22 protein-coding genes are annotated in these 24070 nt (G+C 69.7%); 14 read left to right on the forward strand and 8 right to left on the reverse strand.

Features of this window, described 5'->3' with window-relative positions; genetic code table 11:
- The first annotated feature begins 37 nt into the window (after positions 1-37).
- Entirely contained in the window at positions 38-385 is a 348-nt protein-coding gene (locus ABF401_RS18655) for a twin-arginine translocase TatA/TatE family subunit (RefSeq protein ID WP_353511084.1), read from the forward strand.
- A 132-nt stretch (positions 386-517) separates the two neighbouring features.
- On the opposite strand, the gene ABF401_RS18660 is transcribed toward ABF401_RS18655, so the two are convergent.
- The 4 genes from ABF401_RS18660 to ABF401_RS18675 all read right to left on the reverse strand — a co-directional run bounded on the left by ABF401_RS18660 (position 518) and on the right by ABF401_RS18675 (position 4284).
- Positions 518-1660, reverse strand: a complete 1143-nt coding sequence (locus ABF401_RS18660; protein WP_353511085.1) for an Mrp/NBP35 family ATP-binding protein — start codon at positions 1658-1660, stop codon at positions 518-520.
- 71 nt (positions 1661-1731) lie between these two features.
- The gene (locus tag ABF401_RS18665) at positions 1732-2295 is read right to left on the reverse strand and encodes a DUF1003 domain-containing protein (RefSeq protein WP_353511086.1); all 564 of its coding nucleotides are present in this window, start codon (positions 2293-2295) and stop codon (positions 1732-1734) included.
- A complete protein-coding gene (locus ABF401_RS18670) occupies positions 2292-3596 on the reverse strand; it encodes a magnesium transporter MgtE N-terminal domain-containing protein (protein WP_353511087.1) in 1305 nt (434 codons plus the stop codon). The genes ABF401_RS18665 and ABF401_RS18670 overlap by 4 nt, the downstream gene beginning before the upstream one ends.
- A 130-nt stretch (positions 3597-3726) precedes the next feature.
- Positions 3727-4284 carry a hypothetical protein gene (locus ABF401_RS18675; protein WP_353511088.1) on the reverse strand — a complete coding sequence of 186 codons (558 nt, stop codon included), beginning with the start codon at positions 4282-4284 and terminating at the stop codon, positions 3727-3729.
- Between the two features lie 100 nt (positions 4285-4384).
- Here ABF401_RS18675 and ABF401_RS18680 point away from each other — a divergent pair, with 100 nt between their 5' ends.
- Complete coding sequence (locus tag ABF401_RS18680; RefSeq protein ID WP_353511089.1) at positions 4385-5437, forward strand: HpcH/HpaI aldolase/citrate lyase family protein; 1053 nt, start codon at positions 4385-4387, stop codon at positions 5435-5437.
- A gap of 43 nt (positions 5438-5480) precedes the next feature.
- Entirely contained in the window at positions 5481-6386 is a 906-nt protein-coding gene (locus ABF401_RS18685) for an HpcH/HpaI aldolase/citrate lyase family protein (protein WP_353511090.1), read from the forward strand.
- 39 nt (positions 6387-6425) lie between these two features.
- Here ABF401_RS18685 and sigJ read toward each other — a convergent pair whose 3' ends face one another.
- Both sigJ and ABF401_RS18695 read right to left on the reverse strand, forming a co-directional pair.
- Complete coding sequence (gene sigJ, locus ABF401_RS18690) at positions 6426-7286, reverse strand: RNA polymerase sigma factor SigJ (protein ID WP_353511091.1); 861 nt, start codon at positions 7284-7286, stop codon at positions 6426-6428.
- Between the two features lie 18 nt (positions 7287-7304).
- On the reverse strand, positions 7305-7892 hold the full coding sequence (locus tag ABF401_RS18695; RefSeq protein ID WP_353511092.1) for a carboxymuconolactone decarboxylase family protein: 588 nt from the start codon (positions 7890-7892) through the stop codon (positions 7305-7307).
- A gap of 117 nt (positions 7893-8009) precedes the next feature.
- Between ABF401_RS18695 and ABF401_RS18700 the strand changes: the two genes are divergently transcribed.
- Positions 8010-8924, forward strand: coding sequence for an extensin family protein (locus ABF401_RS18700; RefSeq protein ID WP_353511093.1), 915 nt, complete (start codon positions 8010-8012; stop codon positions 8922-8924).
- 169 nt (positions 8925-9093) lie between these two features.
- On the forward strand, positions 9094-9450 hold the full coding sequence (locus ABF401_RS18705; RefSeq protein WP_353511094.1) for a hypothetical protein: 357 nt from the start codon (positions 9094-9096) through the stop codon (positions 9448-9450).
- Positions 9451-9474: 24 nt separating this feature from the next.
- Here ABF401_RS18705 and ABF401_RS18710 read toward each other — a convergent pair whose 3' ends face one another.
- Positions 9475-10341 (reverse strand): serine protein kinase RIO, encoded by an 867-nt coding sequence (locus ABF401_RS18710; RefSeq protein WP_353511095.1) that lies wholly within the window; start codon positions 10339-10341, stop codon positions 9475-9477.
- A 242-nt stretch (positions 10342-10583) separates the two neighbouring features.
- Between ABF401_RS18710 and ABF401_RS18715 the strand changes: the two genes are divergently transcribed.
- The 5 genes from ABF401_RS18715 (at position 10584) to ABF401_RS18735 (ending at position 18116) form a co-directional block, all read left to right on the forward strand.
- Positions 10584-13832 (forward strand): DUF7379 domain-containing protein, encoded by a 3249-nt coding sequence (locus ABF401_RS18715; RefSeq protein WP_353511096.1) that lies wholly within the window; start codon positions 10584-10586, stop codon positions 13830-13832.
- Between the two features lie 50 nt (positions 13833-13882).
- Positions 13883-14755 (forward strand): caspase family protein, encoded by an 873-nt coding sequence (locus tag ABF401_RS18720; RefSeq protein WP_353511097.1) that lies wholly within the window; start codon positions 13883-13885, stop codon positions 14753-14755.
- A gap of 157 nt (positions 14756-14912) precedes the next feature.
- On the forward strand, positions 14913-16112 hold the full coding sequence (locus ABF401_RS18725; RefSeq protein ID WP_353511098.1) for an acyl-CoA dehydrogenase family protein: 1200 nt from the start codon (positions 14913-14915) through the stop codon (positions 16110-16112).
- A 40-nt stretch (positions 16113-16152) separates the two neighbouring features.
- Positions 16153-16740: a YflT domain-containing protein gene (locus ABF401_RS18730; RefSeq protein WP_353511099.1), complete on the forward strand. Its 588-nt coding sequence runs from the start codon at positions 16153-16155 to the stop codon at positions 16738-16740.
- Positions 16741-16907: 167 nt separating this feature from the next.
- The gene (locus ABF401_RS18735; RefSeq protein WP_353511100.1) at positions 16908-18116 is read left to right on the forward strand and encodes a hypothetical protein; all 1209 of its coding nucleotides are present in this window, start codon (positions 16908-16910) and stop codon (positions 18114-18116) included.
- Between the two features lie 22 nt (positions 18117-18138).
- On the opposite strand, the gene ABF401_RS18740 is transcribed toward ABF401_RS18735, so the two are convergent.
- On the reverse strand, positions 18139-19689 hold the full coding sequence (locus tag ABF401_RS18740; protein WP_353511101.1) for an aminopeptidase P family protein: 1551 nt from the start codon (positions 19687-19689) through the stop codon (positions 18139-18141).
- Positions 19690-19766: 77 nt separating this feature from the next.
- On the opposite strand from ABF401_RS18740, the gene ABF401_RS18745 reads away from it, so the two are divergent.
- The 4 genes from ABF401_RS18745 (at position 19767) to ABF401_RS18760 (ending at position 24065) form a co-directional block, all read left to right on the forward strand.
- On the forward strand, positions 19767-21317 hold the full coding sequence (locus ABF401_RS18745; protein ID WP_353511102.1) for a threonine/serine exporter family protein: 1551 nt from the start codon (positions 19767-19769) through the stop codon (positions 21315-21317).
- Between the two features lie 112 nt (positions 21318-21429).
- A complete protein-coding gene (locus ABF401_RS18750; RefSeq protein ID WP_353511103.1) occupies positions 21430-21972 on the forward strand; it encodes a MaoC family dehydratase in 543 nt (180 codons plus the stop codon).
- 178 nt (positions 21973-22150) lie between these two features.
- Positions 22151-23137 carry a hypothetical protein gene (locus ABF401_RS18755; RefSeq protein WP_353511104.1) on the forward strand — a complete coding sequence of 329 codons (987 nt, stop codon included), beginning with the start codon at positions 22151-22153 and terminating at the stop codon, positions 23135-23137.
- A gap of 61 nt (positions 23138-23198) precedes the next feature.
- A complete protein-coding gene (locus ABF401_RS18760; RefSeq protein ID WP_353511105.1) occupies positions 23199-24065 on the forward strand; it encodes a PHP domain-containing protein in 867 nt (288 codons plus the stop codon).
- The last annotated feature ends 5 nt before the right edge of the window (positions 24066-24070 follow it).

Consider the following 24070-nt stretch of genomic DNA (forward strand, 5'->3'; position numbering starts at 1 on the left):
GATGCACGCCGGCTCCAGGCGCGGAGGATGAGGGAAAGTGTTCGACATCAACGGGTGGGAGTTCCTCCTACTTGGGGTCCTCGCCATCCTCGTCCTGGGCCCGGAGCGGCTCCCGGAATACGCGGGCAAGCTCGGGCGCTTCGTGCGTCAGGCGCGCGCCATGGCCGACCGGGCGAAGCAGCAGCTCAAGGACGAGATGGGCCCGGAGTTCTCCGACGTGGACTGGCGCACCTACGACCCGCGTCAGTACGACCCGCGCAAGATCGTGCGCGACGCCCTCAACTCTCCGTCCGAGCAGGACAGCCCGCCTCCGGTCAAACCCACGAGCGCTCCCAGGGGACACGATCCGTCCATCGCGACTCCGTGGGACAGGGACGCAACCTGACCCCGGCCCGCCGCTCCTCCATCCGCAACACACCGAGCAGTCGCCAACCGACCGCGGAAATAACCGTCGGGACCTGACTGGTGCTCGGTGTGTCGCGGAGAGGATGCCGCGGGGAGGATCGGGTCCAGGAGCTCAGCGGCCGGCTGGCGTGAGGCCGAGAGAGCGGCCGGCGAGGCCCCGGGCCCGGGTGGCGAGCCCGCGAGCAATGCCACGCAGGGCGACCCCGGCGGCGGAGTCGGGCGCCCCGAGCACGACGGGATTCCCCGTGTCGCCGCCCTCGCGGAGGGTCGTGTCGAGCGGGATCTGGCCGAGCAGCGGCACCGGGGCCCCGATGCTGCGGCTCAGTGACTCGGCGACGGCCTCCCCACCACCCGAGCCGAAGATCTCCTGGCGCGTGCCGTCCGGCAGCTCGAGCCAGGACATGTTCTCGATGACCCCGGCGATCCGCTGGTGGGTCTGCAGGGCGATGGCCCCGGCTCGCTCGGCCACCTCGGCCGCGGCCTGCTGCGGCGTCGTGACGACGAGGATCTCGGCAGTCGGGATGAGCTGGGCGACGGAGATGGCGATGTCGCCGGTACCGGGCGGCAGGTCGAGGAGGAGGACGTCGAGATCGCCCCAGAAGACGTCTCCGAGGAACTGTTGCAGGGCCCGGTGCAGCATCGGCCCGCGCCAGACGACGGGCTGGTTGCCGGGGACGAACATGCCGATCGAGATGACCTTCACGTCATGCGAGATGGGCGGCAGGATCATGTCGTCGACCTGGGTCGGCCGCTGTTCGACGCCGAGCATGCGCGGCACCGAGAAGCCGTAGACGTCGGCGTCCACCACTCCCACGCGCAGCCCCTGCTCGGCCATTGCTGCGGCCAGGTTGACGGTGACCGATGACTTGCCGACCCCGCCCTTGCCCGAGGCCACGGCGTAGACCCGCGTCAGCGAGTTGGGCTTGGCGAAGGGGATCTCCTTCTCCGGCGCCCCGCCGCGCAGCTGCTGGCGCAGGGCGGCCCGCTGCTCGTCGCTCATGACGTCGAGCGTGACGTTGACCGACGTGACTCCGGGAACGGCTGCGAGGGCTGCTGTCGTGTCGCGGGTCAGCGTCTCCTTCATGGGACAGCCCGAGACGGTCAGGTAGATGGCCAGCTCCGCGTGCCCGGAGTCGTCGACCTCGACCGATTTGACCATGCCGAGCTCGGTGATCGGCTTGCGGATCTCTGGGTCGTTGACCTTCGACAGTGCCGTGAGCAAGGTGTCGCGGCTGGGCAGGGCGGAGACAGACATGCCACACATCGTATGCCGCTGGGCTGGCTCGCCCGACCGCGGTGCCGTCCCGTGGCGGTGGCCTTCCTCACCTACTCGCTGTGTTGTCGGGGAGGGGCGGGCTTGTCCTCGAGCGGGCGGATGAGCGCGCGCTCCTCGAGCTCGCCCAGCAGGTCCCTCAGCTCGGACCTGACGAAGTCCCTCGTCGCCTGCTCGCGGATGGCCAGCCGCAGCGAGGCGACCTCGCGGGTCAGGAACTCGGTGTCAGCGAGGTTGCGCTCGTCGCGGGATCGGTCCTGTTCCAGGGCGACCCGGTCGCGGTCGGCCTGTCGGTTCTGGGCGAGCAGGATGAGGGGCGCGGCATAGGAGGCCTGCAGGCTCAGCATCAGCGTCAGGAAGATGAACGGGAACTCGTCGAAGATCAACGACTCCGGAGCGAGCGTGTTCCAGGCGATCCACACGGCGACGAAGACCGTCATGCCGATGAGGAACTGGGGAGTCCCCATGAAGCGCGCGAACTTCTCGGAGAGGACGCCGAACGCCTCCTCGGACAGGGTCAGCCGGGGAAGGAGCGTGGCGCGCTGCTCACGCGGTTGGTCGAGTCGCTCCCCGGACGGGATGGTTCGCGTCAGGCGGCGGCCCGGCTGGTCGCTCACGGGTTCACCTCCAGCTCGTGCCGCTCCTCACGCCAGTCCTCGGGGAGGATGTGGTCGAGCACGTCGTCCACGGTGACGGCGCCGAGGAGCCGCCCGTCATCGTCGACCACGGGCACGGAGACGAGGTTGTACGTCGCCAGCGTCCTCGTGATCATCTCGAGCGACGCGTGTGCCGGCAACGGGTCCATCTCCTTGTCGATGATCGAGCCCACCGGGGCGTGCGGCGGATCGCGGAGCAGGCGCTGGATGTGGACGAGGCCCAGATAGCGGCCGGTCGGGACCTCCAGCGGTGGCCGGCACACATAGACCATCGTCGCCAGGGCGGGCGCGAGCTCCTCCTTGCGGACCATGGCCAGCGCCTCGGCGATGGTCGCCTCCGGGGCGAGGATGACCGGCTCGGTCGTCATCATGCCGCCGGCGGTGTTCTCGTCGTAGCTGAGCAGGCGTCGCAGGGGAGCGGCCTCGTCGGGCTCCATGAGCTGGAGCAGCTGCTCGGCCTGCTCGGGCGGGAGGTCGGCGAGCAGGTCCGCGGCATCGTCAGGCTCCATGGCCTCGAGCACATCGGCGGCCCTTTCGGTGGCGAGGCCGGCGATGATCTCGACCTGGTCGTCCTCGGGCAGCTCCTCGAGGATGTCGGCGAGACGGTCGTCGTCCAGGGCTGCCGCGACCTCGGCGCGCCGCTTCGGGTTGAGGTCGTGGATGACCTCGGCGAGGTCGGCGACCTTGAGGTCCTCGTAGGTCTCGAGGAGCCGCTCGGCGCTCTGGGCGGGCGCATCCTCGTGGAGGCCGACGACGTCGCGGATGTCGATGAGCATCGTCTTGCCGGAGCGCCGCCGCGTCAGGCGTGACATTGCCCGCGAGGCCGACGACACCCCGGCCAGCTGGCGCACGAAGACCTTGACCGCATACCAGTCACGACGGGCCGACTGCTCGATCGCGATGTCCTCGACGATGGCCCGTGCGAGACCTGCCTCCTCTGCCTCAGGTGTCGTCACGGTGACCGTGCGATCGAACAGCTCTGCGGCCACGAGGGTCTCGTTGGTGCGCTGCTCGAAGCGACGCATGTTGACCAGCCCGGTCGTGATGACCGCCCCAGCGTCGATCGAGGTGACCCGGGTCATCGGCACGAAGACGCGGCGCCTGCCCGGCACCTCGACGACGAGCCCGATGACCCGTGGCTCGGGACGGGCCCGAGTGAACATCACCACGACGTCCCGGACGCGGCCCACCTGGTCGCCGAGGGGGTCGAAGACGCTCAGGCCGGTCAGTCGTGCGACGAAGACACGGGTGCTGGCGCTCATGGCCCAAGGCTATTCGGTCAGGGCCGCGAGAAGTCTGCCGCCACGACGGCGAACGGCCCGGCCCGTCCACCGGTGGGGCCGTCAGCGTCCGTCAGTGCCAGTCAGTGCCAGTCAGCGTCCGTCAGTGCCCTCAGTGCCGGCGCTGCCCGCGCGACCTCCGGTTCGTGCCGCCGCGAGTGTCGTCGGCGCGGCGCGGGCCCCGGCCCTTCCAGTGCCAGGGCCGCCACGACGTCGTCGTCGCCGTCGTGCGCGCGGGCTCGGCACGCAGGTCGAGGGCGGTGTAGGCGCCGGGCATCTCGAGGGGCGACCCGAACGGGGTCAGCGCCGTGATGGTGCACTCCCTCGCCCACCTCGTGACGGAGTCATCGACCGCGTTGAGCCGCGCGGCGCGGAGCAGCTCGGCTGCATGGACCCACTCCGGCGAGCCGGGCTCGAGGACGACCGCGTGGGCCCGGGTCGTCAGGATCCGGCCGCCGGTGTCCTTGCTCCGGAGGATGAGGTTGACCTCCTTGGGCAGCCACGGCAGCGGCTGCTCGCCGGGTCCGCTGACGACAAAGGCCGTCGTCTCGTCCCAGACGTGCCAGGCCGGCCAGGTCCGGTCCTCTGCGACATCGATCCACAGCAGCCCCGACTTGGTCATGGCCTCGCCCAGCAGGGCGCTGAGGTTGAGAGGTGGCTGCTCCGTCACAGCGCCCACCATAGTGATCGACGCAGCCCGGTGGTGCCGCCACGGGGTGAGTGACTGCGGTCATAACGATGTCGCGAAGCGTCGCGCTACGTTGGCGCCCATGCGCAGCGCCAAGGACTTCTTCAGGCCCCTCGCGGTGGGGGCCCCGACCCCCCTCACCGAGGTACCCGCCCGGCCGAGCCGGATGCTCCACTTCTTCGACCCGAGCAACGCGAAGATGGCGGCCAAGATCCCGGGGATGGTCGGCACGGTGGACGTGCTCGTCGGCAACCTCGAGGACGCGGTCAAGGCGGACCGGAAGGAGGCGGCGCGCGCCGGCCTCGTCGAGATCGCCACGGCAACCGACTTCGGCGAGCACACCCAGCTGTGGACCCGGGTCAACGCCCTCGACAGCCCTTGGGTCCTCGACGACCTGACGACGCTCGTCACGGAGGTCGGCGACACCATCGACGTCGTCATCGTGCCGAAGGTCCAGGGCGCCGAGGACATCCACTACGTCGACCGGATCCTGGCCCAGCTCGAGGCCCGCGCCGGCCTCGGCCGCCCGATCCTGGTCCACGCGATCCTCGAGACCGCCCGCGGCGTCGCGAATGTCGAGGAGATCGCCGGCGCCAGCCCCCGCATGCAGGGCATCTCGCTCGGGCCGGCGGACCTGGCGGCGGACCGCCGGATGAAGACGACCCGGGTCGGCGGCGGCCACCCCGGCTACCTCGTGCGGCAGGACCCCGTCGACGGGAACATCCAGGGGGACCGGGCCGTCTTCCAGCAGGACCTGTGGCACTACACCATCGCCCGGATGGTCGACGCCTGCGCGATGCATGGGATCTTCCCGTACTACGGGCCGTTCGGCGACATCAAGGATGTCGTCGCCTGCGAGGACCAGTTCCGCAACGCCTTCCTCCTCGGTTGCGTCGGCGCCTGGTCGCTCCACCCCGTCCAGATCGACATCGCCAAGCGCGTCTTCAGCCCGTCCGCCGAGGACGTCGCGCACGCCCGCCGCGTCAAGGAGGCGATGGGCGACGGCACGGGCGCGGTCATGCTCGACGGCAAGATGGAGGACGACGCGAGCCTCAAGCAGTGCCTCGTCATCCTCGAGCTCGCCGAGCGACTCAGCGCCACCGATCCCGAGCTCGCCGAGCTCTACCAGCATTGAGCCGTATGCCGCTCAGCCCGTTCCCGAGGAAAGGCGCACTCAGGTGAGCACTCAGTCCCAAGCCAGCCCAGCGGCGTACGGCACCTTCCGCCCACGGCGGTCGGTCCTCTACCTGCCCAGCTCCAACGAGCGTGCCCTGGAGAAGGCGAAGACGCTTCCCGTCGATGCGCTGATCCTCGACCTGGAAGATGCGGTCGCGCCGGACGCGAAGGAAGCGGCGCGTGAGAACGCTTGTGCAGCAGTGAGGTCCGGCACCTATGGCACGCGGGAGCTGACGATCCGGGTCAATGGGTCCGGCACACAGTGGCACGACGCAGACCTCGCGGCGGCGGCCGGAGCCGGTCCGGACGCGATCGTCGTGCCCAAGGTCAACTCGGCAGACGAGGTCCGCTCGCTCGTCGCCGCGATGGACGCGGGTGGGGCGCCGGAGCGCACCAAGCTCTGGGCGATGATCGAGACACCGGTCGCGGTCCTCCACGCCGAGGAGATCGCCCGGGCATCCGACCGGTTGACCTGCTTCATCATCGGCACGAACGACCTGTACAAGGAGCTCGGTGCGCACTACCGGGCCGGTCGCGCGGCGGTCCAGACGAGCCTGCAGCTCATCGCGCTCGGTGCCCGCGCCGGCGGTGTCTCCGTCGTCGACGGCGTCTTCAACAACGTCAAGGACGACCCTGGCTTCCGGGCGGAGGCCGAGCAGGGTCGCGAGCTCGGCTTCGACGGCAAGACCCTCATCCACCCGGGCCAGGTCGACGTGGCCAACGAGGTGTACGGCCCCAGTCCCGACGAGATCGTGGACGCGCGGGCCGTCATCGAGGCGTTCGAAGCGGCCACGGCCGAGGGCAAGGGCGTTGCGACCCTGAACGGACGTCTCATCGAGAACCTGCACGTCGAGACGGCGAAGAAGGTCCTGGCCACCGCGGAGGCGATCGAGGCCCTCGAGCGCTGAGGGAGTGTCCTCAGTGACGCTGTCCGGGGCCACGGCGCCTCAGACAGCGGTGAGCTTCTCCGGGTTGCGGATCGAGTGAACCGCCGTGATGCGCCCGTCCTCCACCGTGAGGAAATAGACGGAGTCCACGCCGTCGGGTCCCCGCGCCACGAGGGCCGGTTCGCCGTTGAGCGTGCGGATCTCGGGCACGAGGCTGGCCACGTCGGGATCCCGGAGGACCCCGAGGATCCACCGGATCACCTTGTCGGACGAGTGGATCGGCCGCAGGGCAGCGCGCCGGATCCCGCCGCCGTCGGTGACCAGCGTGACGTCGGGGGACAGGACGGCGACGAGCTCGGCGACGTCACCGGACACGACCGCGTTGAGGAACCTCTCGATGACCGCCTGATGGCGGCTCGCCTCGACGACCTGACGCGGGCTGCGGGCCGCGAGGTGGGCCCGCGCCCTGGAGACGAGCTGGCGTACCGCAGCCGGCGAACGACCGAGGGCCTCGGCCACCTCGGGCGACGTCATCGCGAAGACGTCGGTCATGACGAACGCCGCGCGCTCGAGCGGCGACAGCGACTCGAGGACGATGAGCATCGCCATGGAAACCTCGTCGGCGAGCTCCGCCGCCCGCGCTGGGTCATCGGTCTCAGTCGCGACGGGCTCCGGCAGCCAGGGCCCGATGTAGGTCTCGCGGCGAGCCTTGAGCTCGCGCAGCTTGTTGAGTGCGAGCCGTGACGTGATGGTCAGCAGGTAGGCGCGGACGTCGTCCACCACGTCCGGGTCGACCGCGCTCCACCGGATCCACGCCTCCTGGACGACGTCCTCGGCATCCGTCCGGGTTCCAAGGATTCGGTAGGCCGCGCCCTCGAGGAGCGTGCGGTGCTGCTCGAAGGCCGCTTGACCGTCAGTCATCGGTCAGTCGTCGGTCGGTCATGCGCTGGGCACCTCACAGTGGTCCTTGAAGCCCTGGCTCGTCAGCCCCAGCGCGGCGTTGGTGCGTGATCGCAGGTTCTCCAGGGCGATCATCGCAGTCAGCTCGACGAGCTGCTCGTCGGTCAGCGAAGCGCGCAACCCCTCGACCATCTCGTCCGTGACCGTCGGCGGCGTGGTGGTCATGGCCTCCGCGAACCCGAGCACCTGGCGCTCCAGTGGAGAGTAGGCGTCGCTGGCCCGCCAGTCCGCCAGACCCTCGAGCTTGGCCCTGTCCATGCCCCTGTTGTGCGAGAGGAAGTAGCCGAAGTCGATGCACCAGCTGCATCCGATCTGGGCGCTGACGGCGAGCTCGGCGAGGTCGCGGACATCGGGGTCAAGGCTCGACCACCTCGGCACCGTCAGCTCGAGCAGCCCCATCGACGTCAACACCTTGCGGTTGTGCATCGTGGCCAGGAGCGGCTCCAACATGGCGCCGTACCGGCGCCTGCTCCACCAGCGGGCGATGCGCACGAAGGGCGTGTTCCGGTGCTCCAGGGGGATCCGTGCGGTGGGTGCCGAGACGGTGACGGGTGACATGGTTGCCATGGTGTCCTCCTTGGGTCGAGTGCTTCTCATCAGGGAGGACACGCGCAACGGACGAACTGTGACATCGCGGTGAGGTTCCCGGGGAAACCTCGGCGGTGCTCCTGACGTTGACCTGACGTGAGCGAGACCAGTGAGCGGCAGCCCGCGCCCAGCCAGGGTGTGCGAAGCGAGCCTGCCGCGGCCATGCCCTCTGCGGGTCGGTCTCCACGCATCAGCCGTCGTGGGTTTCTCGTCCTCGGCGGTGCGGCTGTCGCGGCCGGTGCCGCTGGGCTGGTTGCCATCACGGGCGACCTGCCCGGCTTCCCGCAGATTCCAGGCCTCCTCGAGCCGACGCCGCGGGAGGTGTTCGCCGACCCCGTTGCGGTGGACCGCACGGACCTGCAGGCGCGCACCCGAGTCGGCCCAGCGGCATACGTGTACGAGATCTCGGGCCGGCCGGCCACGTACTACGTCGACGTGGCGTTCGGGGAGCGCCTCGACGCCTGGCTCGAGCTGCACCGGCTGCACACGGGGGAGGCGCCCGACGCAGTGCGCTCGTACGGCGCCTGGGTCCGGGGCAGGCCCACGTCCTGGCACAGCTCGGGACAGGCCTTTGACCTGGCCCGCCTGCGGGCAGACGGGAGGGACCTCGTGTCCCTGCGGTACGACGAGTGGCGCGATGCCCCCGCGGCCGAGCTCCGACGCCGACTCAGGGACTACTGGAGGGTGGCCGCCGGACTGCATCACGAGTTCGCCGACGTCCTCACCTATCTCTACGACGACGCGCACACCAACCACATCCATGTCGACACGGGTCGGTTCGGCGTGGAGCGGCCGAGGCTGATCCGCCGATCGCGAGTGCAGGTCCAGGCGGTGCAGGCCATGTGTCAACACGTCTGGGGGCGCACCGACGTCGAGCTGACCGGGGAGTGGGACGATGCCACGCGGGCCGTGACGGGCGAGATCCTCGAGCGTGTCGGTGGCCCGGGCGAGCTCCACGAGAGCCGCGAGGCCTGGCAGGCCTTCATGGTGGCGACGATGGCGCACGTCTGATCCCGGCCGGTGTGACGCGAGCTGACCGAGTGATCGGGAGTGGGCGGGGACCCATTGCCGGGCAATGCGATTCACGGTTCGAGACCCGGCGCGCGGACCGCCGGGGGGTGCACTAGTCTTCATCCCGCCGCCTCACCGGGACGCGGCTTCGTCCGACAGGGGGCCTCGGGTGCGAAGCGCGCGGGACGTCGTGCACTTCTCGTCGAATCTCGATGTCCGGGCCATCGCTGGGAGCTGGGCGACCGACCACGGGTATCGCATGCTCGGCATGTCGAGTGCAGGGGTCATCTACGGCAAGCGGGCCCAGCTCGTTGCGCTGCCGGTCATGGTCGAGCTCGCCAGCCGTAACAGGATCCACACGCTCTCCTGCTGGGGGCGCCTCAACCGCCTCCTGGTGACGCGGGACATCAGCCTCACCGACACGGGTCGGGCCGGGCGCACGCACCGCACCCGGGCACAGCGCGAGATCAATGAGCTGCTCTGGGCGCTCGGTGCACCGCCCCTCGGTGGCTCGCGTCAAGCCTGAGGGGCGGCGCTCCACGCCGGCAGCTCACCAGCGCATGGTCGCTGCCGCAACGAGATCGCCGAACAGGTGCCCGGCGTCGACCTCGAAGCCGCGCCGCGTGAACCAGTCGGACATGGTGCGCACGTCCCGCTCGAGGAACTCCAGTCCGTGCGGATTGCCGATGACGTCGACGACCTGCGGCCAGTCGATGATGACGAGGCGGGGGTCATCGCCCCGGACCGTCGGCCGTTCGTCGAGCAGGACGTTGTACGGCGACAGGTCGCCATGGGCCCAGCCCAGCTCCGCCAGGCGCAGCATCGCCTCGCGAAGCTGCTCGAACAGGAGAGGCAACACCTCCCGCGCGGGGCGCGTCTGGGCCAACCGCGGCGCAGCATCGCCCTCGGGCGTGGCGATGAACTCCATGAGCAGCTCGTCATCGCTCATCTGCACCGGATAGGGGACCGGCAAGCCGTCCCGCCAGAGCCGGGCCATCGTCTCGAACTCGGCGAAGGCCCAGAGGCCGCTGATCAGCTCCTTGCCGAAGGACGTGCGGGTCGCGATCGCGCGTGTCTCACGCGACTTGCGGACCCGCCGGCCCTCGAGGTAGCCGGCATCGCGGTGGAAGAGCCGGTGCTTGCTCGAGCGATAGCGCTTGCCCGCCATGAGGACGTCCCGATCGGGATCACCGGGCATCCAGCGGCGGACGAGGTGGACGTCCGCCTCCTTGCCCGTCTTGAGCACGCCGAGGTCCTCCTCGACGGCACCGAGGTCGGTGATGACCCAGTCAGGTCTGGGCTTTGGCCCGTGGCTGGCGCCGTCCCAGCTCGACCAGCGGTCGCCCTCCGGAGGTCCATCCGGATCGGTGTCTATTGCGAAGGATGAGTCATCCTCGTGAAAACGATTGAAAGACAAGAGAACTCCAAGGAAGTGGTGGATGTGGGCAGGTCTGCCCGGACCGTGATGGACATGTCACCCTCCTTGGACTCGTGCAGCGGCTCCCGGCGCCGGTGCGGTTGCCACGAGGTTGCCGCCTGACGGCGGTGACGTGCAAACGGTTTTCCGCGCACGTTCTCGGCGATTCGGTATCAGCCGCGGGGAGCTCGGCTCTACGGTGACAAGTGAGCGACCGCGATCGAGCCAAGAGGGGGAGCCGTATGCCGCCCACCTCCTTCGCCAGCGAAGGTATCCGAGTCGTCGTGCCAGGGTCCTACGACGTGCGGGAAGCGTCGCGCGCTCGTGCCCTTCCCGGCGAGCCGGGCTTCGAGCAGCAGGTGGCCAGGGAGGCGATCGTCGCCTCGCTGGAGGACAGCGGTCTGGTGACCGTGCAGCGTCTCGACCTGTCACCGCGGCAGGACCGGGACCTGCCCGGCGCAGCTCCGGGCCGTCCCTCGCCGGGGATGGCGATGGTCGAGGTCGAGGTTGGGGCGGAGGAGGACGCGGTGGTCCTCCTCGAGCGAGAGGGCGTGTACTCGTGGCACCTGCCCGTCGACGCCGGGCACCGCACGCGATCCATCGACCTCGGACCGCGTACTGCGCGCTTCACCATCGACCTGGTCGAGGACGGGCCACCGAGAGGCCGGAAACGGCCGGCTCGACGCCAGGTCCGCACTCGCGGATTACTGGGCGACATCGTCAGGGGCGCCGTGCAGGCCGTCGTGTTCCGGTTCGCCGCACCCCTCGTCGTCGGCAAGGCGATCGAGAAGATGGAGGAGCACGTCCGTCCGGGACTGGTCCACATCACCGGCCCCGACCTCGGCTCGTGGCGACGAATCGAGGGACTCGGCGAGCTCGGGCTCGCGACCGACCGTCCCGTCCGAATCCTGCTGTTCATTCACGGCACCTTCTCGTCGACGGCCGGTGGTTTCGGCGCGATCACCTATGACGAGAACGCCATGGGTCTGCTCAGTACCGCCATCGGTGCGTATGACGCCGTTCTTGGATTCGACCACCGGACCCTGAGCGTCGACCCGCGCGCGAACGCCAAGGACCTCCTCGCGCGGCTCAGCACACACCAGCCCGACGACGAGTTCGTCATCGACATCATCACGCACAGCAGGGGCGGCCTGACGACGCGCAGCCTCGTCGAGTACGAGCTGCCCGGCTCGAGCTGGCCGGGGCGGGTCGACCGCATCATCTTCGTGGCGGCGACGAACGGCGGCACGCACCTGGCCGATCCGGATCGGTGGCAGGACCTCATCGACCTCTACACCAACCTGGCCAGCGTGGGGGCCGGCGCCCTGGCCGCGATTCCCGGCGGTGCGCCCGTGGCTGCGGTCGTCGCCGGAGTCGTCAAAGGGATCGGAGCCCTCGTCAAGTACCTCGTGTCCTACCTCGGTGAGGACAACGGCGTGCCCGGGCTCGCAGCGATGATGCCGAACGGCCCGTTCGTCACGGACCTCAACAAGGAGCAGCCGAAGCAGCCCGCGCCGGGGACGAACTGGTTCGTCATCGCCTCCAACTTCCACGTCGAGCTCCTCGACGACTCCCACCGGCCGCCCGAGTTCCCCCGCGAGCTCGTCGTCAGGTTGGCAGAGGGCTTTGTCGACGACCTCTTCAAGGGCGACAACGACCTCGTCGTCGACACGGCCTCGATGAGCGCCATCGGGCTGCCCACCGGCGGTTTCGTCGCCGAGGCCAAGGTCTTCGAGACGAACGACCGGATCTACCACACCAACTACTTCAGCCAGCTCGAGGTCATCGAGGCGATCGCCGGCTGGCTGCCGCTGGGGATGGGCGCCGGCGGCGAGCCCGAGGCCATGCCCGAGCCGGAGGCTGAGCCCCAGGCAGCACCCAGGCCTGAGCCGCCGAGCCGGGACCTGCCGATGGCACCGCCGCCACCGGGACCCCTCGTACCCGAGGCTGCTCCGCCACCAGCCGCTCCACCTCCGGTGGCCCCCACCCAGGCCACCGTCGCCGCCGAGATGCCCGCGACCGTCGTCGTCGAGGAAGCGTTCGAGGTCTGCATCACACTGTCGCGCAAGGACATCGACGCGGGAGAGGGTATGGTCCACGCCTCGGCCATGGTCGCCGTCGAGGCCGAGCGACCGGTGTCGGTCCAGGTGGTCGGCAAGGTGAACGCGGAGGTCGTCGGCACCGACTCCGACATCCTCGGGCTCCCCCTCGGCGGCGGTGAGTCCTCCGTGGCCTTCACCGTGCGCGCGTTGTCGACCGGACCCGTCGAGGTGCACGCCATCATCCGGCAGGGGTGGGTGCCGCTGGCGACCCTGGCTCTCGAGGCGAAGGCGGTCTCCCGGGCGGCGCTCGGGGCACCGGCCCCACCCGCCCGGGCGCAGATCCACACCGGGATCGACGCACCCGAGCTTGACGGCCTGCCGTGCCTCGACATCATCGAGAGCGCCCAGCCCGACGGCTCGGTCATCTACAAGTACGCCGTCCGGATCGAGCAGGACGGCAAGCCGGTCGCCTTCCAGTCCCTGCCCATCGCCGACCGGGCGCGCACCATGGCGGCCTTCCTCGACGAGGTCCAGCAGATCGTCGGCGCCGACCTGAGCGAGGCGCAGGTCCTGCGTCGCCTGCAGGACATCGGCACGCGGCTCTACGACCTGTTGCTGCCGGAGGACATGCAGGCCTATCTCTGGCAGCACCGCAACGAGATCGGCGACCTCATCGTCTACGCCGACGAGCCGTACGTCCCCTGGGAGCTCGTGCACCTCAAGCCTCCCAGGGGCCCGAGGCCGAAGAAGCCGTGGTTCCTGGCGCAGGGCGGACTGGTGCGGTGGCGTCTGGGCAGCTTCCCGCCGAAGGAGATCAGGATTCGCGACGGTCGCGCGAGGTCGCTCATCCCGGACTACCGCGACCCGAGTTTCGTGCTGTCCGAACCGGTTCACGAGCAGCGCTACCTCGCGGAGCACTTCGGGGCCAGCCCGGTCCGGGCCACCCCGACAGGCGTGCTCCAGCTGTTGCGAGGCGGCCAGTTCGACCTGCTCCACTTCTCTGGCCATGGTGCTGCGGACATGGAGGACATCCTCGGCGCTCGCATCCTGCTCCAGGGGCGCAGGAGGGGACGGGCGGTCGAGCCGCAGTTCCTCTCCGCTACCGAGGTGAGCGAGAACGCGCGGTGGACCAGACAGGGCGAGGCGGGACCGGTCGTGGTGCTCAATGCCTGCCAGACCGGTCGAGAGGGGATTCTGCTCACCACGGCAGGCGGATTCGCCGATGCCTTCCTCGACGCAGGGGCGTCCGCGTTCGTCTCCTGTCTGTGGTCGGTCCACCAGCAGCCGTCGCGGGTGTTCGTCGAGAAGCTCTACGACGAGCTGCTCAACCGGACGCCCATGGCGCTCGCCACGGCGAGAGCGCGTCAGGCGGCCCGGGAGCAGGGAGATGCGACCTGGCTCGCCTTCGTCGTCTACGCACGGCCCGACGCCGTGCTCACGCGTTCGTGAGGCGACCCACCCGACCCATCGACAGCGGCTCAACAGGAAAGGATCTGGCCATGGCACGCAGCGCAGTCTGTGTCGGCATCAACGAGTTCAAGCACCTCCCGATGAGCAGCTGGCTGGCGGGATGCGTCAACGACGCGAACGACATCTCGGCCGCGCTCAAGAAGTTCGGCTTCACCTCGCGCACGACCACGGTGCTCCGTGACTCCGAGGCCACGAAGAAGGCCGTCATGGGCGCCCTCACGACGATGGTCGACAAGGCCAGACCGGGTGACCACCTCGTCGTCTCGTTCTCGAGCCACGGCACGCAGGTGCCGAACCAGCCGGGCGCCACAGACGAGCCCGACGGCCTCGACGAGGTCTTCGCCTGCTACGACATCAAGCGAGCCGGCGACCAGTGGGATCGCAGCACCGTCATCTCGGACGACGAGCTGCATGACCTGTTCCAGCGGGTGCCCCAGGGAGCCCTGCTCGAGGTCCTGCTGGACACCTGCCACAGCGGGACCGGCCTCAAGGACCTCGAGGAGCTCCAGCTGGCCATGACCTTGGGGCGCAAGCCCCGCTTCCTGCCGCCGCCGACTCCGCGCGGGCTCGACCGAGCTCGCAGCATCCGCGAGCAGGCGCCGGCCCGGACGGTCGACCGCAAGGCCCTCGTCGAGCTGACCAAGCGGGGCAAGGGCGCCCGGCCCGTCCTCTTCGCGGCCTGCCGTCCGGACCAGACCGCCTCGGATGCGACCTTCGAGGGTCGCCCGAACGGCGCGTTCACCCATCTGTTCCTCACGTCACTGAAGGAGCGGCCCGATGCGACCCGAGCCGCGCACCTCAAGGCGGTGCACGCGGGCCTCAAGGCGGAGCAGTTCGAGCAGCGCTCGACCCTCGAGGGCGCAGTCAAGGCGAAGCAGGCCGGCTTCGGCCAGCTCTGGTGACCCATCCGTCGATCGAGGCACGCCCCGAACCGGAGACCGGGGTGACGAGCGTTACAGGTGGGGGACGACACACGAGGAGACGTGTCCCGGGAAGCGAGCTCAGCGGCATACTCGATCGCATTGTTGACCCAGCCCGAGCGCAAGGTGGCGATCACGCGTGTCCCGACTCCAGCAGACCGAAGGCCTCACCGACGAGCAGACGGAGCTGCTCAAGCTCGTCCGTGAGTTCGTCGAGGAGCAGATCATCCCCGTCGCGACCGACCTCGAGCACAAGGACGAGTACCCGCAGGCCATCGTCGACCAGATGAAGGAGATGGGGATCTTCGGGCTGATGATTCCCGAGGAGTACGGCGGACTCGGTGAGTCGCTGCTGACCTATGCCCTGTGCGTCGAGGAGATCTCGCGGGGATGGATGTCGGTCAGTGGCATCGTGAACACCCACTTCATCGTCGCGTACCTGATCCTCCAGCACGGCACCGAGGAGCAGAAGCAGCGGTACCTGCCGAGGATGGCGACGGGGGAGATCCGTGGTGCCTTCTCGATGTCGGAACCGGGTTGCGGCTCAGACGTGTCCGCCATCAAGAGCAGGGCCGTCCAGGGTGACGACGGCGACTGGACCATCAACGGGCAGAAGATGTGGCTCACCAACGGCGGCTCGGCCAACCTCGTCGCGGTTCTCGTCAAGACCGACACCGGTGCGGACAGTGTCTACCGGAACATGACGACCTTCCTCATCGAGAAGGAGCCCGGCTTCGGGGAGACGGCGCAGGGCATCACGGTGCCGGGCAAGATCGAGAAGATGGGCTACAAGGGCGTCGACACGACGGAGCTCATTCTCGACAACCATCGGACCAGCTCCGCTCAGATCCTCGGCGGCGAGCCGGGCAAGGGCTTCTACCAGATGATGGACGGCGTCGAGGTCGGCCGGGTCAACGTCGCCGCGCGCGGCTGTGGAGTCGCGCGGCGGGCGTTCGAGCTGGGCATCGCGTACGCCCAGCAGCGGGAGACCTTCGGCAAGAAGATCGTTGACCACCAAGCCGTCCTGTTCCGCCTCGCCGACATGGCCGTCAAGGTCGAGGCCGCCCACGAGATGATGGTCAAGGCTGCCCGCAAGAAGGACTCCGGCGAGCGCAACGACCTCGAGGCCGGCATGGCGAAGTATCTCGCCTCGGAGAACTGCGCCCAGGTCGTCGAGGACAGCTTCCGGATCCACGGCGGCTACGGCTACTCGAAGGAGTACGAGATCGAGCGGCTGTACCGCGAGGCGCCGATGCTGCTCATCGGCGAGGGCACGGCCGACATCCAGCGGATGATCATCGGTCGCCGCCTCGTCGAGGACTACCGACTCAGGTCGTGAGGTCCCGCGGGGCGGACTGGGGAAGTGCGAGGATGATGTCATGAGCTTGCAACCGAAGGGCCCGGGTGGGCGTCCGGGCTTTGCGACCTTGTCCCTCGACTACCCGATGTCGCTCGGGACCTTCGACAAGTACGAGGACGCGCAGAAGGCCGTCGACACCTTGTCGGACAGCGGATTCCCGGTCGAGAACTGCCTCATCGTCGGCACCGAGCTCAAGCAGGTCGAGCGAGTCACGGCGCGGCTGACGTGGGGTCGGGTCGCCCTGGGCGGAGCGCTGTCGGGCCTGTGGCTCGGGCTCTTCGTCGGGTTGATCTTCTCGCTCTTCAACCCGCCGACCAGCGCCTTCTCGCTGTTGCTGGCCTGCGCCCTCTGGGGTGTCCTGTTCGGTCTCATCTGGTCGTTGGTCGGCTATGCGTTCACGCGTGGCACCCGTGACTTCTCGTCCGTGAGCCAGGTGGTCGCGACCAAGTACGAGGTCTTCACCGAGCACAAGTTCGCCCAGCAGGCGCGCGAGATCCTCGCCAAGGCCGGCATCCACTCGAGCGGGATGGCCGGCTACGGCGCGCCGACCACGCCGTCGCCCAGCCAGGTGCCCCCGCCGCCTCCCGCTGACCGCACGGACGGCTGAGCCGGGCCCAGCACTCGCCCCGACACCGCAACACACCGAGCAGTCGCCAAACCCATGCGGAAATAACCGCGTGTTGTGGCGATTGCTCGGTGTGTTGCGGTTGGGGTGCAACGATCTGGACTCATGAGGGGTCATCCTCGGTGAGGATCGAGCCCGGAGGTTCTGCCATGCCAACGCCATCACGCCGCCCCCGGACCACCGCGGGTGGCTTCGTGTCCGGCCCTCTGGTCGGCCTCGGAGTCGCGGCGCTCCTTGCCGCGTGTGCACAGCCGGCCGCGACCGGGCCCGGCCGGCCGACCCAGACGGTCGGGCCGATGCGGAGTGTCTCCGCCCAGCCCGTCGCGGCCGATGGTGCCCTCGAGTGTCCGGCGACGATCACGGACCGGGAGGGGATGACGGTTCCGGAGCGACCCCAGGGCGTCGACGGCAACGCGCGCCTGCTCCCTGACCGGGAGCCCGACTCGCTCGTCGTGTGCAGCTACCCCGTCCTCGACATGATGAACGGCTCACTGACGGCGCCCTTCCGGCTCAAGACGCGCCGGGTGTTGTCCGGCGGCGGGCGGTCCGAGGTGGTCGAGCTGCTCACCTGGGCCCCGCTGGACAACCTGAGGTCGAAGGCGTGCACCGCGATCGGCGGGGACGAGACCGTGCATCTCATCGGGTCGCGCTACCGGGACGCGATTGTCTGGGTGGCAGCCAAGGCAGATCCCAACGGGTGCTCGAAGGCGACGAACGGTGACTTCGTGTCGTCAGCGGCGGTGGGGTCCCTGCTGGATGCGATCGTGGACAACCGTCGCGACCCCGCGCCGACGGCAGCCTGCACCGGCTGGGGGCTGGGTCGGCTTGGGGACCACCTGTCGCTCGCGCCCGAAGGGGATCCGCGAGTCACCGTCTGCCGCATTCGGGCCGACGGAACCGAGCAGCCAACCCGGCTCTCCACCGGGCAAAGTCGCGAGGTGGTGGCTGCCCTGCGCCGTCTGGCCGTCGGGGTGAGCGACTCCGGCTGCTCGAACACAGGCGACGACCACTCGCGGGCGTTTCGGCTCGTGCTCGACTACGCGGACGGGCCCGCCGTCTGGGTCAACGTCTCCCCGACGTGCGCGCCACAGGCGTTCAGCAGCGGGTTGGCCGCGGACGACGCCGGCTCGGTCATCGACCTCGTCGAGCAGTGGAGTCCACCGATCCCGGGACCCGACCCGGACCAGCCGGTCTCGTCCGACGGTTCCAGCGGTTCCAGGGGTTCCAGCGGTTCCGGCAGCATCACCGGCTCGGCTGGCTCAGGCGCGCCCGGAGGTCCCGGCACGCCAGTCCCGCCGGTGGCCCCGCGCAACCAGAATCCCTACCCACCGGACGTGACGGTGACGACGGTGCCCTGATGCGCTCGGCCGCCGCGGCGAGTCAGGCGCGCCCACCCCAGATCCGGGCGATCCAGGCCTCGACCTCGTCCGCGGTGCGTGGCATCGCGGCAGATAGGTTCACGCAGCCGTCCTCAGTGATGAGGATGTCGTCCTCGATGCGAACGCCGTTGCCGCGGAACTCCGCCGGCGCCAGCAGGTCGTCCGCCTTGAAGTACAGTCCGGGCTCGACGGTGAGGATCATCCCCGGCTTGAGCTCCGCGTCCGTGTACTGCTCGCGCGTGGCGAGCGCGCAGTCGTGGACGTCGAGCCCGAGGTGGTGGCTCGTGCCGTGGACCATCCACCGGCGGTGGTACTGGCCGTGCTCCTTGTCGAGCGTCGCCTCGACATCGACGCCCTCGGGCAGCAGGCCCCACTCGTGGAGGTGCTCCGCGATGACCCGGATGGCGGCGTCGTGGATGTCGCTGAACCGGTTGCCCGGCTTGCACGCCGCGATGCCGGCCTCCTGGGCGGCGAGGACCGCGTCGTAGATCCGGCGCTGCGCCTCGCTGAAGGTGCCGCTCACGGGCAGGGTTCGGGTGATGTCGGCCGTGAAGAGCGAGTCGACCTCGACGCCGGCGTCGAGCAGGAGCAGGTCGCCCTCGGTGATCTCGCCCGTGTTCTTGATCCAGTGCAGCGTGTTGGCGTGGTCGCCGCTCGCGCAGATCGAGTCGTAGCCGACGCCGTTGCCGTGGTGGCGCGCGTACAGGCCGAAGACACCCTCGACCCAGCGCTCCCCGCGGCCCCGGCGGATCGCCTCGGGCAGATCCGCGATGACGGCCTCGAAACCGCGGTGCGTCCCCTCGATCGCGGAGCGCATCTGCTCGATCTCCCAGTCGTCCTTGATCATCCGCAGGTGGGAGAGGAAGGACGACAGCTCGTCGTCCGCCTCGTGCTCGGCCTCGGCGCGCTGCTCGGCGGTGGCCGCTCCGGCCGCGTCGGCCGCCTCCGCACGCGCCTTGTCCACTGCGGCCGCGACCGCCGCGTCGGCCTCCCGCACGACGCGGATGATGACCTCACCGGCATCCTTGGCCACGGCGTCGGCGAACTCGTCGATGTGCCGCGCCGAGATGCCGAGCTCGGCCTCGATGTCCTCGATGGTCGGCCGCGCGCCGACCCAGAACTCCCCGTAGCGGGAGTCCCCGAAGAACTCGTCCGTGTCACGGCCCGACAGGGGCCGGAAGTAGAGGATCGCCTCGTGGCCCGGCGTGTCGGCTGCGCCCGCCCCGCCGGTGTCTCCGGTCGGCTCGAGGACGAGGACGGCGTCGGCCTCCCGATCGCCGCCGAGGCCGGTCAGGTGTGCGAAGGCGCTGTGCGGACGGAAGACGTAGTCCGTGTCGTTGCTGCGGATCTTGAGGCCACCGGCCGGTATGACGAGGCGCTGCCCCGCGAAGGCCGCGCTGACAGCGGCACGGCGCTCAGCGGCATACGGTGCCACGCTCGAGCGCTCGGGACGGTCGGTGCGCCGGGGAGCCCACCCAGACGCGACGAAGGCCCGGAACTCGTCGGTCGTCGGACGGGCGCGGCTGGCGCTCTTCTTCTGCTCTTCGCTCATCACCCGCCCATGCTTCCACGTCGCCCCGTCGCCGAAGAAACCCAATTGGCCCAGCCGTCCGGCAATACAGTCTCCCTGTGCCTCCCAGCGACCGACCACGCCGGCCGACCGCCAGGCCCTCCTCGCTCCGCTCGCTTCCGTCGCTCCGGGCGAGCACTCGACGGGCGCTCCGTCCGAGCGGGCCGCCCACCGATGAGATCGCCCTCTGGCGCTCACCGGACGGCGTGGACCGCAAGACAGCCCAGGCCGTCATCGATCTCGCGATCCGCGCGGGAGTCGCGATGCTCTCCACCGGTGCGGCGGCGGCCGACGTCACCGCCACCGTGCTCATGTTGACCCGGGCCTACGGACTCGCCAGCGTGCACGTCGACGTCACCTACACCTCGGTGACGGTCTCCTACCACCGGGGGCCGGACGCAGACCCGATCACCGTGATGCGGATCGTGCGCTTCCGGGTCCAGGACTACACGCGGCTGGAGCGACTGCGTTCCCTCATCGTGGCGCTCAGCCGGGACCCCGTTGACGTCGACGATGCACGGATCCGCTTCGACGCCGTCCTCACCGCACCGCATCCCTACCGACGATGGGTCGTCACCGTGGCCAGCGCAACGCTCGCCGCCGGTGCCGCGGGGCTGCTCGGCGGTGGGTGGTTCATCGTCCTGCTCAGCTTCCTGACGGCTGCCGTCGTCACTCGCGTCAACGATGTGCTCGGCAGGGCCGGGGTGGCCTCCTTCTTCTCGCAGTGCGTCGGCGCGGCGATTCCGACCATCGTGGCGACCCTCATCGTGGTGGCGCAGTCGGCGGGCGTCACCGCGGTCGGCGACGTGTCACCGTCGCTCGTCGTGGCGTCCGGCATCGTGCTGCTGCTGTCCGGACTGTCGATCGTCGGCGCGGGGGAGGACGCCCTCGAGGGCTACTACGTCACGGCCGGGGCGCGGGCGTTCGAGGTCGTCGTCCTCTCCCTCGGCATCGCCGTGGGCGTCTCGGTCGTCCTCGCGGTCGGACAGGGCCTGGGGTACCCGATCGCGATCAGCTCCCGCGCCCTGCTCGGCGACAACGTCCTCGTCCAGGTGGGGTGTGCGGTGGTCATCGCCGTCGCCTTCGGCGTCTCCTCGTACTCCACCGGGCGCGCCGTCACAGCCGCCGGAGCCGCGGCCGCGCTCGGCTGGCTGATCGTCGCCGGCGGGGAGCGGGCAGAGGTCGGTGCGGTGACATCGTCGGCGGTGGCGGCTCTCGTCATCGGCTTCGCGGCGCGGCTGTTGGCACGCCGAGCCCGGATCTCGGCGCTCGCAGTGACGACCGCAGCGATCGTGCCCCTCCTGCCGGGCCGCAAGGCCTACGAGGGCATCTCGCTCATCGTCACGCAGCCCGACGGGCTGGGCTTCTCGGCGGGGCTGCCGACGCTGGCCGAGGCGTTCGGGCTCGGGCTGGGGCTCGCGGCGGGTGTCTCGCTCGGCACCTACCTCGCCGGCCTGCTCCTCGCCCGGCGGCACGGGATCACGATCGGCCGTGCCGCCGGGACGCGGCTGCCGGCCGACCCGTCCGCCTCGGCGGCCGTCATCATGCCGCTCCTGTCCGACACCGGCGACCTGCCGCGGGTGGACTCGGAGACGTCGCCCACCCCCTGAGGGTCGTTACGGCGTGAGGAAGCACACGGCATACGGCCATGTCTGTATGCCGCCGGGTCCGGCAGGCTGGTCACCGTTCGCTTTCGCACGTGGTGGGTCTCAGGAGGACGGCATGCAGTTCGGTCGCAGCTACGAGGAGTTCGAGGTCGGCGCGGTGTACCAGCACTGGCCCGGCAAGACGGTGACCGAGTACGACGACCACCTCTTCTGCCTGATCACCATGAACCACCACCCGCTGCACCTCGACGCGAACTACGCGGGGGAGACGACGCAGTTCGGGCGCAACGTGGTCGTGGGCAACTACGTCTACTCGCTGCTCCTCGGCATGTCGGTCCCGGATGTCTCCGGCAAGGCGATCGCCAACCTCGAGATCGAGTCGCTGCGTCACGTCGCGCCGACGTTCCACGGCGACACGATCTACGGGGAGACGACGGTCCTGGACAAGTGGGAGTCCACGTCGAAGGACGACCGGGGCGTCGTCCAGGTCGAGACGATCGGCTACAACCAGGACGGCAAGGTCGTGTGCATCTTCCGCCGCAAGGTCATGGTTCCGAAGCAGAACTACCTCGACGCGCGTGGTGGAGAGCAGCCGGGGCGGCCCGTGCCGCAGGCGGACAAGAACTGGGCTGGGTCGACGCCGGGCCAGGAGGCCTGACAGCGCCTTCGTCGGCAACACACCGAACAGTGGCCAACGCCTGACGGAAATAACCGTCAGGCGTTGGCCACTGTTCGGTGTGTTGGCGGTGTCCACAGGGCTGGGCTGATGCGCTCCCTGTCCACAGTCACGGGGCGGGGCGTTCCGGCGCATCCGGTATGCCGCTGGGCTTGCTCCCATGGACAACCGACTTCAGGCTCTGGCCGGCGAGCAAGCCGGCGCGTTCGCGGCCGCCCAGGCGGCATCCAGGGGGATCGGCCCACCTGACCTCCGGGCCGCGTTGCGGAGGCGCGAGGTCGTCCACTTCCGACGGGGTGCCTACGCGACGCGCAGCGCCTGGGACGCAGGTGACGCGGACGCGCGCTTCCTGCTGCGGGTCCTCGCGACGGCCCACACGCGCCCGGGCGACGCCGTGAGCCACCACGCCGCACTGGCCGTGCATGGGCTGCCGCTGTTCGGTCACGACCCGAGCCGGGTTGACGTCCTGTCGGATGTCCGTCAGGCGGTGAACCGTTCAGGGCTGTGGGTTCATCCGCTGGCCGGTGCCGAGGTGCTCGTGCGCTCCGGGGTGTCCGTCGTGACCCCGGCTCGGGCCATCGTGCGGGCGGCACTGACCATGGGCCGTGACTGTGCTGTCGTCGCCGGCGATGCCGCGCTGCATCGCCGACTCGTCACCATCACGGAACTCCTGGCGGAGGTGGAGCAGGTGACACCGCACCAGGGTCGGAACCGGGCGCTCGAGGCGGTCCTGGCCATGGACGAGAAGTGCGAGTCGGTGGGGGAGTCCCGCACCCGCCTCGTCCTCGACGATCTCGGTCTGGCCCATGAGAGCCAAGTCGTCATCGTCGACCGGTCCGGTAGGTTCCTTGGCCGCGTCGACTTCCTCGTGGAGGGAGTGGTGCTCGAGTTCGACGGCAAGAAGAAGTACGCCCGCGCCCGAGACCCAGAGGATGGCGTCGCCGATGCCGGGGAGGTGGTGTGGCGCGAGAAGCGACGCGAGGACGGGATCCGGCGCGAGGGCCACCCGGTCGAGCGCATCATCTGGAGTGACCTCGACCGGCCACGGACGATCGGGGATCGCGTCCGTTCCGCCAAGCAGCTCCTCCGACCCGGCGACACACCGAACAGCGGTCAACCGATGACGGAAATAGCCGCAGGGGGTTGACCACAGCTCGGTGTGTTGCGGTAGCCGTGGGGGAGCAGGGGCGGACCAATACGCTTGGGCCGTGAGCGCCGCCGCCCCCGTCATCGACCTGCACACGCACTCGACGGCGAGCGACGGCACCGACACGCCGACGGAGCTGGTCATCGCCGCACGTGAAGCAGGCATCGACGTGCTCGGCATCACCGACCACGACACCGTGGCGGGTTGGGCCGAGGCTGAAGCGGCCGCACGCGACCACGGCATCGCCCTGGTTCGCGGCATCGAGATCTCCACGACCTGGCACCACGGGTCGATCCACCTCCTCGGCTACCTGACGGACCCGCACGATGTGGACCTCATGGGCGAGCTCACCAAGGCCCGCGAGTCGCGCGCCACGCGGCTCGAGCGCATGGTCGCGCTCATGGCGGAGGACGGGATCCCGATCACCTACGACGAGGTTCTCGACCAGGTGGCGCCCGGCGCGACGCCGGGCCGTCCGCACATCGCCGACGCACTCATCGCGAACGGGACGATCCGGCACCGCGACGAGGCCTTCCGGGAGTGGCTCACCAACGAGTCGCCCTACTACGTCAAGCACTACTCGCCACACCCGGTGCGCGCCTGCGAGCTCGTCCGTGGAGCGGGCGGCGTGCCCGTGCTCGCCCACCCGTTCACCAGGACCAGGGGAGAGACGGTGTCCGACGTGCTCGTCGAGGAGATGTATGCCGCTGGGCTCGCTGGTCTCGAGGCCTTCCACCGCGACCACGGGCCTTCGCAGGTCGAGCGCGCGCTGCGTCTCGCTCGTCGGCTCGGCCTGCTCGTGACAGGGACCAGCGACTACCACGGCGTGGGCAAGCGTAACCGGCTGGCCGAGTTCACCACGGCCCCAGAAGTTTTCGCCGCCATCGAGGCGCAGGCCAGGGGGGCGACGCCGGTGGTGCGGCCATGACCCGG

The sequence above is a fragment of the Intrasporangium sp. genome (assembly GCF_040414665.1).
GTDB lineage: Bacteria > Actinomycetota > Actinomycetes > Actinomycetales > Dermatophilaceae > Intrasporangium.